Here is a 14,290-nt window from a genome sequence, read left to right as displayed (position 1 = left end):
TAGCTACGCCATGAGCCAAGCTAACGCTGTCCAACAAAATATATTAAGATTGTTACAATAAATTAATCTGTGCTTTGCACAGGTTTAAATTATTGTTTTATTTCTAACTTCGCAGTGGAGCAAAACCAGCGAATGCGACCCCGAAGGGGTGGTTTCTGTAAAGCCCCACTTTACGACCAAAGTTTGGCACTTTGGAAACGCACTGAAGCCCCACTTCGTGGGGTTCCCCTTATTTGCTTCAAATTCGTTTTAAAAATCCGTGGCGTAAGCCACTCATTGAAAGGCTTTTACAAAATTTTCGCAACAAAAAACTCGAAGGAGTTTTTGGCGAAAATTTTGATTAAAAAGTAGTAGCAAGATTTTAAAAGTTTTAATCGCTTCTAGCAATTGCCAAAATACAAATTGTATTATCCTAGAAATTATTAGGATTTAATCACGCATTTTGCCACTTTTGCCACTCATCGCTCTCGTCAATTTCATTGCCAATTGCCTCATATCTACTATAATAGTGCTTAACAAAATTAGCAACTTCAATATCAGTTGGCAAATAAATCTCCCCATCAAAATATGCAAATTTAGCTAAAAATTCACTAGCGTTGAGCTTTTTGGTATAAAAATCAGCAAGATTGATGTAGTTTTGTAAGGCTAAATTTTTAAATTTTTCATAACTTTGATAATTAAAATCAACAACCAATCTAACCCCATCAAAACTAAGCACTCCAGCCCTAAATAGCAATGATAAATGTATCAAACCCTCACAATAATATGCCCTAGTCTCAACCACCTTTTGCCACGCTATTAACCCTACACTTCGCTTAATAAGCTCAGCAAAAACAGGCAAAATGAGCTCATTTTTTTCATGTAAAAAGAAATTAACTAGCCCACCCGTTGTAGCCTTATACTCTTCTATAAATTTAAATTCCCCACCAATATTCATCAAATTTTCGCTATCACTATCCATAAATAATATATGCCCAAACTCATGCCCGATTGTGGAAATTTCATAAACTTGCTTCCAAATTTTCTCATTATTAAACAAAATTTCACGACCATAATCTAAAAATTCTTTATCAAAAATCTCACTTGCTAACTTCATAAAAGGCTTAGCCTTAGAGCTTTGATAGACAAAATCCACAAAAGCAAAAATCTTCTTACCACACTCGCCACTTACTATCTCATCATTTGGAACCACTTGAGCCGAAAAAAGCCCATTAAATTCCGCTCCATAATAGAGCATAGGAGCGCATATATAAAGCTGAGTTTTATCGATATTAGAATGGACTAAACTAGCCATATTTGAGTTTTTAGGCTCTATTTGAGAGTAAATTTGATCAAAGCTATCTTTTATATTATTTTTCAATTTATTCTCATCAATATCGCTTTGAGAGCTTAATCTTATATCCCACTCCAAGGCTACAGCGTGCGTGTAAGCATCTTCATAATACTCTAGCGGATGACCGATCTGTATAGCTGAGCGAGTTTGCATCCAGGCTCTTTCTGCGTCTTGCCATTTTGATATGACTTTATCATTATCTCTCTCATTAAACGCAGATTTTAAGGCTTCAAGGTAGATTATATATGCCTTATCTTGATTAGATTTTGCTAAAGGCTTTAATGAATTTATAGTGTTTTCAAATTCACTCACAACCGCCTCGCACTCACTAGCAAAGGCTGTGATATATGGTACCATTTTATACTTGCTACCATCTTTTACGACCGCTCCATAAACCCTATCGCATTTTAATCCATCGCTACTAAGCTGATACAAAGCATTATCACCTATAAATTTCATAGCTTGAGCGATGGTTGGAAACTTAAGCCCAAACTCCTCATTTATACCATCTATTATATGACTTTGCCATACTTTTTGCATATTTGTAATGGCTATACCAATTCTATGCACACCCCACAAAAGCTCCATCTCAAATTCGCTTAAAAGCTCATCTTGGCTTATAAGATTTAGCATTTTTGTAAATCTATCTATATAAAATTTACTCACATAATCATATAAATTTGAGTTAATTTCCTTGATTTTTTCTTTGCTTAAATTTAACTTTTTTAGCTCATTTTCGACAGATGAAGCTCTAAGAGAGACTATTCTATCTGTTATGGCTGTTTTGGCTTGGCTATTATTTGGTAAATTTGCTATATTTAAGCCTTGTAAGATTATGGGATTATCCATATCTTTATAGAGCTGATTTAGCTCATTTTTAAAAGATTTTGATAACTCATTTAACTTTTGGTATTTCATATTTTGCCTTATATTTTATTTTAAAATGCAAATTATATCTATTTTAAAAAAACAAAATATCTACAAAGCAAAAATCCACTAATAGTATATATCATACCAGCTACGCATTGAGCTAGATAGATATCTATACCATATACCCTATAACTCATATATAAAAATAGCAAATTTAAACAATACGCAAATCCCATAGATATGGCAAATTTAATCGCTTTAAGTGGCGAATTTTTGGTTTTGAAAGTAAATTTGCTATTTAAAATGTATGATAAGCAAACCCCAATCACATAACCTAAAAAATTTGCTATCTCAGCAATAAGGCCAAAATATGTCAAAGCAAGCACACTCCCAAGTCCAACAAAAGTATTTACCACTCCAACTAAACCATAAATGATAATATCTCTCATTTTATAGATATACTTTGTATATTATGATGATTAGCTACTGCTTGATTTATCCAGTGGTTTAAATCCTCTTGCAAATTGCCAAAATCTATAAATTTTTTCGATTTATAAATTAATTTTTTAGGTATTACAATATCGCTTTTGCCAGCTATTTTTTGAGCGATAATCTCTTGATTTATCGCCTTTTGGCTCAAATATGTCTTATAGCTATGATAGCTAACAAATATTACGCTACAAATAAATAAAGAAAAGCTTATAAGGCTAATTATTTTGCTATATTCGTTATACAACTCTTTAAATATTAAAATGATAATAGCCATCAAAACAATATCTCTTACTACGCTAGTTCGTTTTGGCACACCTTCTATAAGCCCAAACAGCACAACTCCCATAAAGATCCAAAGCAAAAATAGAGCGATAAAAATATAGTAAAATTTATCTTTTATAGCTAAATTTCTCATCATCAATAACAAAATAGCAAAGACCAAAGCAGCACAAATATGCTTTGCAAAAATAGCCGCAACGCCAGTTAATAAAATAGCTATAATCCAGCGATATGATTTAAATTTAATCTGATTTTTAAATATATAAAATATAGAAAAAGAGATAAGAAAAATCACAAATATATCAGAATAATTATGATCTAATGCTTGATTTATAGTAATAATTTTATCTAAAAATGATAGGTCAAAAAACTCACCCAAACTCATAAAATTCGCAATCTCTGCTCGTTTATTGCTCCCTGGTGATAAAAATAGAGTTATCCAGCCAACCACAAAACCAAAAAATCCCCAAATTTGCCAAAATGGCAAAGATGTTTTATGATATTTTGCGTAAATAAAGCTAATAGTAGTTGCAAAAATAATCATAACTCCTATAAATTCACTCGCCATACCAGCTAAAAATGCTAAAAATCCAAAACCCAACCAAATAAAATTTACAAATACGCTATGACTACTCTTTTGAGTATGATTATAAATTTGATCCCAAAATAATCGATAAGGGAGACAAAATATAAAAATCAAAGTAACTCCCCATAGGTAATTTACACTTCCAGCACCCCATAAAAATATCGAGCCAAAATATCCAAAAAGCCCTAAAATTGCAAACCACAAAGCAAGTAAAACTATATCTGCTTTATCTCTTATAACCCTTCCAAAACACAGCAAAAATCCCAAAAATAAAAAAGCCGTCCCAATAATCGCATTAATAATATCAAAAATAGGACTAAAGGCAAATTTCGCAAAATACCCAGAAAATAATATTTCTCCAATTCTGCCATTCCATTCAAAATAAGTTGACAAAAAATTGCCATTTAAAGCACTTTGATATAGCGTATAATCATCAGCTTGTGCTGGATAGAGCAAATTTAAGAAAAGCAAAATAGCAAACAAAACGCCAAAAATGGATAAATTTAAATATTTAATTTTTAAATTCATTTCTATCCTTTAAAATATAGTTTGGGCGATTTTTCACCTGCTCATAAATCCTAGCTATATACTCTCCAATTATCCCCAAAACAATCAAAATAATACCGCTAAAAAATATAATCACACACATCAAAGATGGATAACCTCTAACGGCATTTCCATATATCAAAGTATCAAAAATCAAAATAATCATATAGATAAAAGCACCAAAACAGCCCCAAACCCTAAAATAAAAGCTAGTCTAAGTGGCATTGTAGAAAAGCTAATCAACCCTTCAATCCCATATTTAAAAAGCTTCCAAAAGCTCCATCCACTACTTCCAGCATTTCTGGGGATATACTCATATTCTAAATAAATTTTAGAAAATCCAACCCACTCAAAAATCGCCTTAGAAAACCGGTGATATTCGCTAAGTTGTAATATCGCATCTACTACTTCTTTACTCATCAAGCGAAAATCCCTAACCCCACTTTTAAGAGAAATTTCGCTCATAAAACGGCTGATTTTATAAAAACATATCGCTAAAAATAGCCCTAAGCTTACTCTCGCCTTTTCTATCTATCCGTCTGACACATATCATATCTATATTTTGTGTTATAAAATTTTGATACATTTTAGGGATTAGCTCCACTGGATTTTATAAGTCTGTATCAATCAAAATAGTAGCCTTAGCACTGCTATTTTGAAGTCCAGCTAAAATAGCAGCCTCTTTGCCAAAATTTCTTGAAAAATTTAAAATTTTAATTCTATTATCTTTTAAAGCTAAATTTCTTAAAATTTTTAAAGTATTATCAGTGCTACCATCATTGATAAATATAAATTCGCAACTAATTTGTTTGGAATTTTGCTTATTAATAATAGCAATTTGATTTAAAATTTGCAAGTAAAAATCATCTAAATTTAAACTCTCATTATAGTAAGGCACTACAAAAGATAGATCTAGTAATACCCCCCCCCAAGCAATTATTTTTCACTATTTTCTCCTAAATTTCAAATTCTCATTTAATCTAAATTTAAAAATCAAAAAGCTCTGATAAAAAGCTCTCTTTTTTCTTCTTGCGATAGCTGCTATGATAGCCATCATCATAGTATATTCTCTCATCTTTGCGTGGTTCATACTCTTTTTTACCGCTAAAATACTCATTTTGCCTAGAATTTGGCATTGATCTTTCAATAATCTTATCAAGCTCTCCACGATCTAGCCACACGCCACGGCATTTTGGACAATAATCAATCTCCACTCCACTTCTTTCACTCATCACTAAATCCACATTTTTACATACCGGGCATACCATTATTTATCCTTTTGATTAAATTTAAGTAATTAACCAAAAATATTAATAGCAAATTTCAAAAAGTTACACAAAAAGCAAAAAAATCAACTTAATAAAAAAAATTTATAAAAAAAAGTGTATAAAAAGAAAAAATTTGATAAACTTAGCATATTTGGCTCAAGGGAGAAGATGATAGAGAAATTTTCAAAAATTGGCTTTGTTTTAGCGATGGCTGGAAGTGCCGTTGGGCTAGGAAATGCGTGGAAATTCCCCACAATGGTAGGAAATAATGGCGGTTCGGCATTTATCTTGCTATACATTATCCTTACTCTTGGAGTGGCTGTCGTGGTCTTTTTGGCTGAGCTTGCTATTGGTAGATTAGGTGGTACTGATATTGTAAATTCGCTCACAAAGCTAGCACCTAAGCATAAACGAGCTTGGGGATTTGCTGGATTTTTTATGCTAACTGCGATTTTAATAGCGTCATTTTATATGATTGTTATCGGATGGATTTTAAGATACATATTTTTATCTTTTGATACTCTACCACAAAGCACTCAAGAGGCCGCTAATGCCTTTGGCGCACTTATTAAAAACGATTTTTTAAATGTATTTGTATGCTTTAGTATTGTGTTTTTAATCGTATTTTATGTGGTTTCTAAAGGGATTAAAAGTGGCATTGAAAAGCTAAATATATGGATGATGCCATCACTTTTTATACTTCTTGTGGGACTTTTGCTCTATGCGATCTTTGCTAGTGGCAACTTTACTAAGGCTTTAAATTTTATTTTTATTCCAGATTTTAGTAAGCTTTTAAATCCTCAGTTAATATTACAAGCCTTAGGATTAGCATTTTTCTCCATGTCAATGGGCGTTGGGACGGTGGCTACATATGCAGCTAGTTTGCCAGATGGGGCAAATTTGATTAAATCCACTCTCTCAATTATCTTTATTAATATCTTAATTGGCATTATGATGGGGCTTGTAGTATTCTCATTTATCCCTATTATTGATGGTCAGCCAGCTAGCGATGGACCTGGATTAATCTTTATATCACTTGCATCTTTATTTGCTCAAATGGGAATTATAGGAAATATACTTGCAATTGCCTTTTTTGCCTCGCTACTTTTTGCAGGTATTACCTCAGCTGTATCTATGATAGAGCCATTTACTCTATATTTGATACATAAATTTAATATCAGTAGAAACAACGCTATAGCTATAATTGGTATATTTGTATATCTTTTAGGTATATTTTGTATTTTATCATATTACGAAGTTACAAGTAACTATTTTAGCATTCCAGCATTAGCTATAAATAATGAAAAGCCAGTAGCATTTTTTGATATATTAGACTTACTAACTTCAAATATTTTAATGCCACTTGGTGCTTTGACATTTAGTATTTTTGTTGGTTATATTCTTAAAAAGGAAGGATTATTTACTCTATTTTCAGGATTTATGTCTAGACAATGGTTTGAGATTTGGTATTTTACACTCCGCTATGTTGCTCCGCTTGTGATTTTGCTAATTGGAGCTTATCAAATTATAAGTAAAATTTAAAAAAGGAAAGATATGGCAAAAAAATTTATTGATGTTATGGATACTACTTTTAGAGATGGTTTTCAGTCTGTATTTGGTGCAAGAGTCTTGATGGATGACTTTTTACCAGCAGTAAGTGCTGCTAAAGAAGCTGGTATAAATCACTTTGAATTTGGCGGTGGAGCTAGATTTCAAAGCTTATATTTTTATCTAAACGAAGATGCCTTTACAATGATGGATAAATTTAGAGAAGTCGCTGGAAAAGACGCCAATCTACAAACTCTATCTCGTGGCGTAAATACCGTAACACTAGATACTGGAAGTCGTGAGCTAGTAGATCTTCACGCAAAACTCTTTGCCAAGCATGGGACAACCACAATTCGCAACTTTGATGCCCTAAATGATGTTAAGAATTTGGAATATAGCGCTCAAAGAATCAAACATCACGGACTAAAGCACGAAGTTGTAGTAACAATGATGGATCTACCGCCAAACTGCGTTGGTGCTCATGATGCTAAGTTTTACGAAAAATGCTTAAGAGAAATTTTAGATAGCGGAATTGAATTTAATAGCGTCTGCTTTAAAGATGCAAGCGGGACAAGTAGCCCTGAAAAGGTATATCAAACTATCAAAATGGCTAGAAATCTACTAGGCGATGATATCCATCTTAGACTTCATACTCACGAAACTGCTGGGGTAAGTATCGCTTGTTATTTAGCTGCACTTGAAGCTGGTGCTGATGGTATAGATTTAGCCGCTTCTCCAGTAAGCGGTGGAACAAGTCAGCCTGATATTCTTACAATGCTTCACGCTGTAAAAGGTAAAAACTACGATCTAGGCGGATTGGAAGTTGATAAAATTTTAAAATATGAAGAAGTCTTACATGAGTGTTTAAAAGATTATTTTATGCCACCTGAAGCTACTCAAGTTAGCCCATTAATACCATTTTCTCCTATGCCTGGCGGTGCACTTACAGCTAATACTCAAATGATGAGAGATAACAATATCTTAGATAAATTCCCAGCTGTGATAAAAGCTATGAGAGAGGTTGTAGAAAAAGGCGGATATGGCACGAGCGTAACCCCTGTTAGCCAATTTTACTTCCAACAAGCATTTAATAATGTAATATTTGGCCCTTGGAAAAAGATAGCAGAAGGCTATGGTAAGATGGTTTTAGGCTATTTTGGTAAAACCCCAGTTACTCCAGATAGCCACATTGTAGAACTTGCTGCTAAACAATTAAATTTAGAGCCTACCACCGCTACAGCAATTGATATTGCCGATAAAGATGAGACAAAATCTATAGCCTATACAAAATCACTATTAGAAAAAGAGGGCTTAGAGGCAACAGAAGAAAATATCTTTATAGCCGCTGCATGTAAGGAAAAAGGCATAGCCTACCTAAAAGGCGAAGGCAAAGTAATGGTACGCAAAAATAGCAATATGCCAAAAGCTACTACAAAATCTAGCTCAAATCAATTTAGCGTAACGGTAAATGGTAATAACTACAATGTAGAAGTTGCAGATGGATTTAATAATTTTAGTATCAAATCCATAACTCCAGCTAAGCCTAGCGAACATAAAGAGAGCAAATCTGAGCCAAAAATAGTAAGCTCAACAGGTGCTTCAAATGAGATTATAGCTACTATGTCAGCTGGTGTGTTTAAAATTCTAGTAAATACAGGAGATAGCGTCCAATCAGGTCAAACTGTAGTAATCCTAGAAGCGATGAAAATGGAAATTCCTATCAAGGCTGAATGCGATGGCGAAATAGAAGAAATACTCATATCTCAAGGTCAAACCGTAGAAGATGGCCAACTCCTAATCAAACTAAAATAGTATTAAAGCTGCCAAAGCTGGCGGCTTTTATTAAATTATAAAATTTATTATCAAAAATTCTAAAATAAAACCAAAAATTAAGCTAAAAAATAATAAAATAAATCAAATTTTAATTTTGTAAAAAAGGTAAAAATATGATAAAGGATTTAGATAAGCTAGGGTTAAATAATATCAAAGAGATCTATCATAATCTAAGCTATGATGAGCTTTTTGCTCATGAAAAAGCTAACAATGAAGGCTATATCACAGACAACGGAACCTTTAGCGTAGATACTGGAATTTTCACAGGTCGCAGTCCTAAAGATAAATATTTTGTTAATCAAGACCCAAGCAATAAATATCTAGCATGGGGAAAAGTCAATCAACCTATGACAAAAGAGACATTTGATAAACTCCTTGCCAAAGCAAAATCCCAACTAAGCGGTAAAAATATCTATATCCAAGATGCCTACTGTGGCTCTAGCTTAGCAAGTCGCAAAAGTGTAAGATTTGTAACTGAAGTTGCGTGGCAAGCACACTTTGTCAAAAATATGTTTATCCGCCCTAGCGAGTCTGAACTAGCTAACTTTACCCCTGATTTTGTAGTATATAATGCTTGTAAATGCGTTAATGATGAGTATAAAAAAGATGGATTAAACTCAGAAGTTTTTGTAATCTTTAACATAGAAGAAAATATCGCTGTAATAGGCGGCACTTGGTATGGTGGCGAGATGAAAAAGGGGATATTTTCTATGATGAATTATTGGCTACCACTAGAAAATAAGCTATCTATGCACTGCTCTGCAAATGTCGGCAAAGATGGTGATACGGCTCTATTTTTTGGCTTAAGTGGCACTGGTAAAACTACACTTTCAACAGACCCAAATAGAGCATTAATAGGCGATGACGAGCATGGCTGGGATGATGAGGGCGTGTTTAACTTTGAAGGTGGTTGCTATGCAAAATGTATAAATTTAGACCCAAAAAATGAACCTGAAATTTACGCTGCTATTAAGCGTGATGCTCTACTAGAAAATGTCTGCATAGATAAAAATGGGGTAGTAGATTATAGCGATGATTCAAAAACTGAAAATACCCGTGTAAGTTATCCAATCGAGCATATTCCAAATCACGAACCAACCCTAAAAGCTGGCCATCCAAAAAATATAATCTTCCTTACAGCCGATGCTTTTGGCATACTACCTCCAGTTTCAAAACTCACAAAAGAGCAAGCAATGTATTATTTCTTAAGTGGATATACAGCTAAGGTAGCTGGTACTGAGCGTGGTATCACAGAGCCACAAGCGACCTTTTCAGCGTGTTTTGGAGAGCCATTTATGCCACTTCACCCTACCGTTTATGCAAGACTTCTTGGTGAAAAGATAGATAAACACAATGTAAATGTATATCTAGTAAATACCGGCTGGAGCGGTGGTGCGTATGGCGTTGGTAAAAGAATGAGCATTAAGGCTACTAGAGCTTGTATAAACGCTATTTTAGATGGTAGTATCGAGCAATGCGAGTTTGAAAATTTCGATAAATTCAATCTTGCGATCCCAAAATCCCTTGATGGAGTGGAAACAAATCTATTAAACCCTATTAATACTTGGTCTAATAAAGATGAATATATCGTAAGCAGAGATAATCTAGCTAATATGTTTATCAACAATTTTAAACGCTATGAAGATGTCGCAGAGGGTGTGCAATTTTCTAAAGCTGGTCCAGCAATCTAATCTTTCGCCTTTGTAATGGGCGAATTCTACCACTATCTCAATACTTTATTAAGGATTTTTTATGCAAAAAATGTGGCAAGGTAGATTTAACGAAGCTAGTAGTGAGCTTTTAGAGGCTTTTAATGCTTCGATTGAATTTGATAAGAAGCTATACATTCAAGATATAAATGGCTCAAAAGCACACGCAAAAATGCTAGCTAAATGCAATATCATTGATGATGAAACCGCCAAAAAGATACTAAATGGACTAGAGCAAATAAAATCCGAAATAGAAAATGGAGAATTTAAATTTTCTATCGCTGATGAAGATATTCATATGGCGATTGAAAAAAGGCTTAGCCAAATTATTGGGGCTGAATTTGGCGGTAAGCTCCACACCGCAAGAAGTAGAAATGACCAAGTGGCACTTGATTTTAGGCTATTTGCACTTGGGGCGAATATGGAAATTGCTAAATTAATTTTAGATCTTATCAAAACACTTAGCCAAATTGCCAAAGAGCATAAATCAACGCTGATGCCAGGATTTACTCACTTACAACACGCTCAGCCAGTTAGCCTTGCATATCATTTACTAGCTTATGCTTTTATGTTTAGCAGGGATTATGATAGGTTAATTAATAGCCATAAACGAAATAATCTTAGCCCACTTGGCTCATGTGCTATGGCTGGCACACCCCATCCAATCGATCGTGAGATGGTCGCAAGGGAGCTTGGATTTAGCGGTATTACGCCTAATGCTATGGATAGCGTTAGTGATAGGGATTTTGCTCTTGAGCTACTTTTTAATATTAGCTTGATCTTTACCCATACATCAAGGCTATGCGAAGAGCTGATTTTATGGAGTAGTAGTGAATTTGGATATATCACAATTAGCGATAGATTTAGCACAGGCTCAAGCATAATGCCACAGAAAAAAAACCCAGATGTAGCCGAGCTAATCAGAGGTAAAACAGGCCGTGCCTACGGCAATCTAATCTCACTATTAACCACGATGAAATCCCTGCCCTTAGCCTATAATAAAGATATGCAAGAGGATAAAGAGTGCCTATTTGATAGTGTAAAAAGTGCTAAAAACTCTCTAATCATTCTCAATGCAATGATGGCTGAGATTAAATTTAATAAAGAAAATATGCTAAAAGCGTGTAAAACAGGGCATTTAAGTGCTACTGATTTAGCTGATTATCTAGTCAAACAAAAGCAAATTCCATTTCGTCAAGCACATTTTATAACTGGCAAATGCGTGGCATTAGCTGAGAGCTTAGGCAAGGATTTAAGCGAATTAAATTTAGAAGAATTACAAAGCATAGAGCCTAGCATTGACTCTGATGCCTTGGGGCTACTAAAGCTAGAAAGCTCCAAAGAAGCTAGAAAATCTATCGGTGGCACTAGCGATTATAGTGTAAATATCCAGCTTGAGTTGATTGATAAATTTATCAAATCCAATGATATTGAGCGTTAATTCGCTCGATATTTAAATTTAATTTTTCATAATCATTCATCTATTTATCACTAAACTGCTTATAGCAAATCTTAAAAATTATATTAAATTTACCCTATTTAAATTTATCAATCTCATCTTGTATTATTTGATTTAGCTTAAGTAACTCTTCATAATTTTCTCGATTTTTCTCTAAAAGTTCATCGAATTTAAAACCAAGCATAACAATGCGGTATAAATTTGGTTTATGCTTTCTCCAATTATACAAAGTGCTAACATCAATATCCAACTCATATGCCATATCGCGTTTGCTCTTTTTTGCCATTTTTTGCCTTAAATTTTTTTAACTCAATTAGGATTTTACATTAAAAAATCTTTATTAAAAACACTAGAAATATTCAATTATTTACTAATAATATATCTAATATTTCAAGATTATTTAAGATATATTATGGAATAATTCGATACATTTTTATTAAGGAGATTTTATGGATTTTAATTCAGTTCTTTTAATCATTCAAGATAAGCTCCCAAAAGATGGTGCGTCTTCTGTAATATTAAAAGATAAATTTGAAAGCTTAAGTCAAGATAAACAAAAAGATTTTATCTCTAAACTTTCACAGATAAAATTAAAAAATCCAGCTTTTGTATTTTGGGTGGGGAACTTTTTGCTTGGCAATCTTGGTGTAGCACGCTTTATGATTGGCGATAAGATACTTGGTTTTATTCGTTTAGGATTGGCAATTTTAAATATTTATATAGAGCTTTCATCTTACAATACAGAATATCCTAAATCTATAGCTCTTATTATTTGGATTTGGTGGATTGTGGATCTATTTTTAGTAGGGAAAAAGCTTCGCAAACAAAATTTCGAAAAGATTATAAATCTTATGCAGTGATTGCGATTTAAGGAGATAAAAATGAGTGAAAAATACGCACCTTTTAAGGTAAAACCTACCTTACTTTACGATAAAGATACTTATGAGATTGTTGCAGGAGAAGCATATACAAATGAAGATGAAAAATTTTGTATTGGTTTAAAATCAAATGGTTTTCCAACCAACTCTTATCTCATATTTCCTCCACAACTCAGCCTAGATTTATTAAGAAATCTCTTAGGGCAAAATGGAGCTAAAAATGATGAAATAATAAAATATATCAAAATAATAACGGAGTAAAATGAAAAATATTTTATTAGGTTTAATGATAATTTTATTGTTTTCTGGGTGCTTTACTAATAAACCAAAATGCAATGATGAAAGCGTTAAGAGCGTGTTAAAGGAAATTTTGGATAGTGATGAATGGATTTATGTCGAATATGGTTTAAATGAGCAGTCTTTAAGAGCATTATTAATGAGTTTTAAAGGTATGGGGTTTAGAGAGCTAGAAGCCGCATTGGCCACCGATACGCTTGGGGTTTTAAAACACTATTTTAAACCGATGTTTGCTATAAAAGAATATGCTAATGAAGTCGTTTACACTAATTTTAGCGATTTTATCACAGAAGATAGTGATAGCAAAAATTCTACTTATTGCAAAGCAACACTAACAATTACATATCCACAAATGCCAGAAGAAATGTTTAAACGATACAAAAATGGTGTATTGGATGGGGCTTTGTTTAAAGGTGGTGATGTCGAAAAAACCATACAATATAGCGCTAGATACACTGATGATGGCAAGAAAATTTATGTAGAGTTATTTTAAAGATTTTAGCTCTTTAATAAATAACTCAATTTTATAGAAATTATAATGAATTATAATATCTTTCTTTTAACATTCAAGATAAAGTAGATAAAGAAGATTTATCTACTTTAAAAATAAAATTTAATAACCTACAAAACAAGGAAAAAGTATTATCAGACTTGATTCTTTTGCCACTTCAAGATCCTATAAAACCTCTAATTGCTAGCATTATATGTGGCACATTCTTGCTTTAGTGGCTAGCTATTGATAGATTTATGATAAAAGATTATGCCTTAGGAGCATTACGCACAATTTTATCCATATTATCTTGCGTGTTGTTTTTTTATCTCACTAGATCTATCTATTGATTATTATGATTATATTATCATTGATTTTTTACTAGTAACTGCTACTGTATTTTTACTTTTTTCTATTGCTTGGTGGGTAGTTGATCTATTTTTAGTCTATAAAAAGGTTAAAAAACAAAATTATAATAAAATTATAAAATTTATCTAATTGTGTTTAAATAGCACTATTAGAGCTCCCATTATATTTACCATAATAATGCAAATTTACCTATCTTTTAGACTAAATAAGAGCTAAAAAATATCAATTTTATCTATATATTTTAGCTCTATTTTTAGCCACTATAATCCAAATTTTAATTGATATTTTTAAATTTTATAACTATTTTGTGATATTTATTATATTTAAAGCAAA

At 32.7% G+C, this 14,290-nt stretch carries 15 protein-coding genes; 7 read left to right on the top strand and 8 right to left on the bottom strand.

Going from position 1 to position 14,290, the window contains the following annotated elements; all coding sequences use genetic code 11:
- Window positions 1-433: 433 nt before the first annotated feature.
- From ciaB to CSUIS19072_RS07785, 7 genes are all read right to left on the bottom strand, one after another.
- A complete protein-coding gene (ciaB, locus tag CSUIS19072_RS07815; protein WP_086293030.1) occupies window positions 434-2,251 on the bottom strand; it encodes an invasion protein CiaB in 1,818 nt (605 codons plus the stop codon).
- A gap of 38 nt (window positions 2,252-2,289) precedes the next feature.
- Complete coding sequence (locus CSUIS19072_RS07810) at window positions 2,290-2,652, bottom strand: GtrA family protein (RefSeq protein WP_086293032.1); 363 nt, start codon at window positions 2,650-2,652, stop codon at window positions 2,290-2,292.
- A complete protein-coding gene (locus CSUIS19072_RS07805; protein ID WP_086293034.1) occupies window positions 2,649-4,088 on the bottom strand; it encodes a DUF6056 family protein in 1,440 nt (479 codons plus the stop codon). The genes CSUIS19072_RS07810 and CSUIS19072_RS07805 overlap by 4 nt, the downstream gene beginning before the upstream one ends.
- Window positions 4,072-4,272 carry a hypothetical protein gene (locus CSUIS19072_RS07800; protein ID WP_180379405.1) on the bottom strand — a complete coding sequence of 67 codons (201 nt, stop codon included), beginning with the start codon at window positions 4,270-4,272 and terminating at the stop codon, window positions 4,072-4,074. Before CSUIS19072_RS07800 ends, CSUIS19072_RS07805 begins: the two co-directional genes overlap by 17 nt.
- The gene (locus CSUIS19072_RS07795) at window positions 4,269-4,571 is read right to left on the bottom strand and encodes a hypothetical protein (RefSeq protein WP_180379404.1); all 303 of its coding nucleotides are present in this window, start codon (window positions 4,569-4,571) and stop codon (window positions 4,269-4,271) included. The genes CSUIS19072_RS07800 and CSUIS19072_RS07795 overlap by 4 nt, the downstream gene beginning before the upstream one ends.
- Window positions 4,572-4,716: 145 nt before the next feature.
- Window positions 4,717-5,004, bottom strand: a complete 288-nt coding sequence (locus tag CSUIS19072_RS07790) for a glycosyltransferase (RefSeq protein WP_180381001.1) — start codon at window positions 5,002-5,004, stop codon at window positions 4,717-4,719.
- Window positions 5,005-5,092: 88 nt separating this feature from the next.
- Window positions 5,093-5,374, bottom strand: coding sequence for a TFIIB-type zinc ribbon-containing protein (locus CSUIS19072_RS07785; protein WP_086237681.1), 282 nt, complete (start codon window positions 5,372-5,374; stop codon window positions 5,093-5,095).
- A gap of 168 nt (window positions 5,375-5,542) precedes the next feature.
- Here CSUIS19072_RS07785 and CSUIS19072_RS07780 point away from each other — a divergent pair, with 168 nt between their 5' ends.
- From CSUIS19072_RS07780 to argH, 4 genes are all read left to right on the top strand, one after another.
- Window positions 5,543-6,916 (top strand): sodium-dependent transporter, encoded by a 1,374-nt coding sequence (locus tag CSUIS19072_RS07780; protein ID WP_086237680.1) that lies wholly within the window; start codon window positions 5,543-5,545, stop codon window positions 6,914-6,916.
- Window positions 6,917-6,928: 12 nt separating this feature from the next.
- Window positions 6,929-8,734, top strand: coding sequence for a biotin/lipoyl-containing protein (locus CSUIS19072_RS07775; RefSeq protein ID WP_086293038.1), 1,806 nt, complete (start codon window positions 6,929-6,931; stop codon window positions 8,732-8,734).
- A 137-nt stretch (window positions 8,735-8,871) separates the two neighbouring features.
- On the top strand, window positions 8,872-10,446 hold the full coding sequence (gene pckA, locus CSUIS19072_RS07770) for a phosphoenolpyruvate carboxykinase (ATP) (protein ID WP_086242579.1): 1,575 nt from the start codon (window positions 8,872-8,874) through the stop codon (window positions 10,444-10,446).
- A gap of 61 nt (window positions 10,447-10,507) precedes the next feature.
- On the top strand, window positions 10,508-11,905 hold the full coding sequence (argH, locus tag CSUIS19072_RS07765; RefSeq protein ID WP_086293040.1) for an argininosuccinate lyase: 1,398 nt from the start codon (window positions 10,508-10,510) through the stop codon (window positions 11,903-11,905).
- A gap of 94 nt (window positions 11,906-11,999) precedes the next feature.
- Here argH and CSUIS19072_RS07760 read toward each other — a convergent pair whose 3' ends face one another.
- Window positions 12,000-12,209: a transcriptional regulator gene (locus tag CSUIS19072_RS07760; RefSeq protein ID WP_086237677.1), complete on the bottom strand. Its 210-nt coding sequence runs from the start codon at window positions 12,207-12,209 to the stop codon at window positions 12,000-12,002.
- 163 nt (window positions 12,210-12,372) lie between these two features.
- Between CSUIS19072_RS07760 and CSUIS19072_RS07755 the strand changes: the two genes are divergently transcribed.
- Genes CSUIS19072_RS07755 through CSUIS19072_RS07745 form a run of 3 tightly spaced genes read left to right on the top strand, consistent with a single transcriptional unit; the run spans window position 12,373 to window position 13,591 of the window.
- Window positions 12,373-12,783 carry a hypothetical protein gene (locus CSUIS19072_RS07755; RefSeq protein WP_086237676.1) on the top strand — a complete coding sequence of 137 codons (411 nt, stop codon included), beginning with the start codon at window positions 12,373-12,375 and terminating at the stop codon, window positions 12,781-12,783.
- 21 nt (window positions 12,784-12,804) lie between these two features.
- Entirely contained in the window at window positions 12,805-13,062 is a 258-nt protein-coding gene (locus tag CSUIS19072_RS07750) for a hypothetical protein (protein ID WP_086293041.1), read from the top strand.
- 1 nt (window position 13,063) lies between these two features.
- Window positions 13,064-13,591, top strand: a complete 528-nt coding sequence (locus tag CSUIS19072_RS07745) for a hypothetical protein (protein WP_086293043.1) — start codon at window positions 13,064-13,066, stop codon at window positions 13,589-13,591.
- Window positions 13,592-14,290 lie beyond the last annotated feature (699 nt).

Origin of the sequence: Campylobacter sp. RM19072, assembly GCF_024723485.1 — a bacterium.
Lineage (GTDB): Bacteria > Campylobacterota > Campylobacteria > Campylobacterales > Campylobacteraceae > Campylobacter > Campylobacter porcelli.
The sequence above is the reverse complement of the archived record's forward strand: the minus strand, read 5'-3'. Positions and strand labels throughout refer to the sequence as shown.

Excerpts from the sequence above, each read along its gene's own strand:
- CSUIS19072_RS07795 (WP_180379404.1), bottom strand. The coding sequence starts at position 4,571 with ATGAGCGAAATTTCTCTTAAAAGTGGGGTTAGGGATTTTCGCTTGATG.
- argH (WP_086293040.1), top strand. The coding sequence starts at position 10,508 with ATGCAAAAAATGTGGCAAGGTAGATTTAACGAAGCTAGTAGTGAGCTT.
- CSUIS19072_RS07780 (WP_086237680.1), top strand. The coding sequence starts at position 5,543 with ATGATAGAGAAATTTTCAAAAATTGGCTTTGTTTTAGCGATGGCTGGA.
- CSUIS19072_RS07755 (WP_086237676.1), top strand. The coding sequence starts at position 12,373 with ATGGATTTTAATTCAGTTCTTTTAATCATTCAAGATAAGCTCCCAAAA.
- CSUIS19072_RS07745 (WP_086293043.1), top strand. The coding sequence starts at position 13,064 with ATGAAAAATATTTTATTAGGTTTAATGATAATTTTATTGTTTTCTGGG.
- CSUIS19072_RS07805 (WP_086293034.1), bottom strand. The coding sequence starts at position 4,088 with ATGAATTTAAAAATTAAATATTTAAATTTATCCATTTTTGGCGTTTTG.
- ciaB (WP_086293030.1), bottom strand. The coding sequence starts at position 2,251 with ATGAAATACCAAAAGTTAAATGAGTTATCAAAATCTTTTAAAAATGAG.
- CSUIS19072_RS07800 (WP_180379405.1), bottom strand. The coding sequence starts at position 4,272 with ATGATTATTTTGATTTTTGATACTTTGATATATGGAAATGCCGTTAGA.
- CSUIS19072_RS07750 (WP_086293041.1), top strand. The coding sequence starts at position 12,805 with ATGAGTGAAAAATACGCACCTTTTAAGGTAAAACCTACCTTACTTTAC.
- CSUIS19072_RS07785 (WP_086237681.1), bottom strand. The coding sequence starts at position 5,374 with ATGGTATGCCCGGTATGTAAAAATGTGGATTTAGTGATGAGTGAAAGA.
- CSUIS19072_RS07760 (WP_086237677.1), bottom strand. The coding sequence starts at position 12,209 with ATGGCAAAAAAGAGCAAACGCGATATGGCATATGAGTTGGATATTGAT.
- CSUIS19072_RS07810 (WP_086293032.1), bottom strand. The coding sequence starts at position 2,652 with ATGAGAGATATTATCATTTATGGTTTAGTTGGAGTGGTAAATACTTTT.
- CSUIS19072_RS07775 (WP_086293038.1), top strand. The coding sequence starts at position 6,929 with ATGGCAAAAAAATTTATTGATGTTATGGATACTACTTTTAGAGATGGT.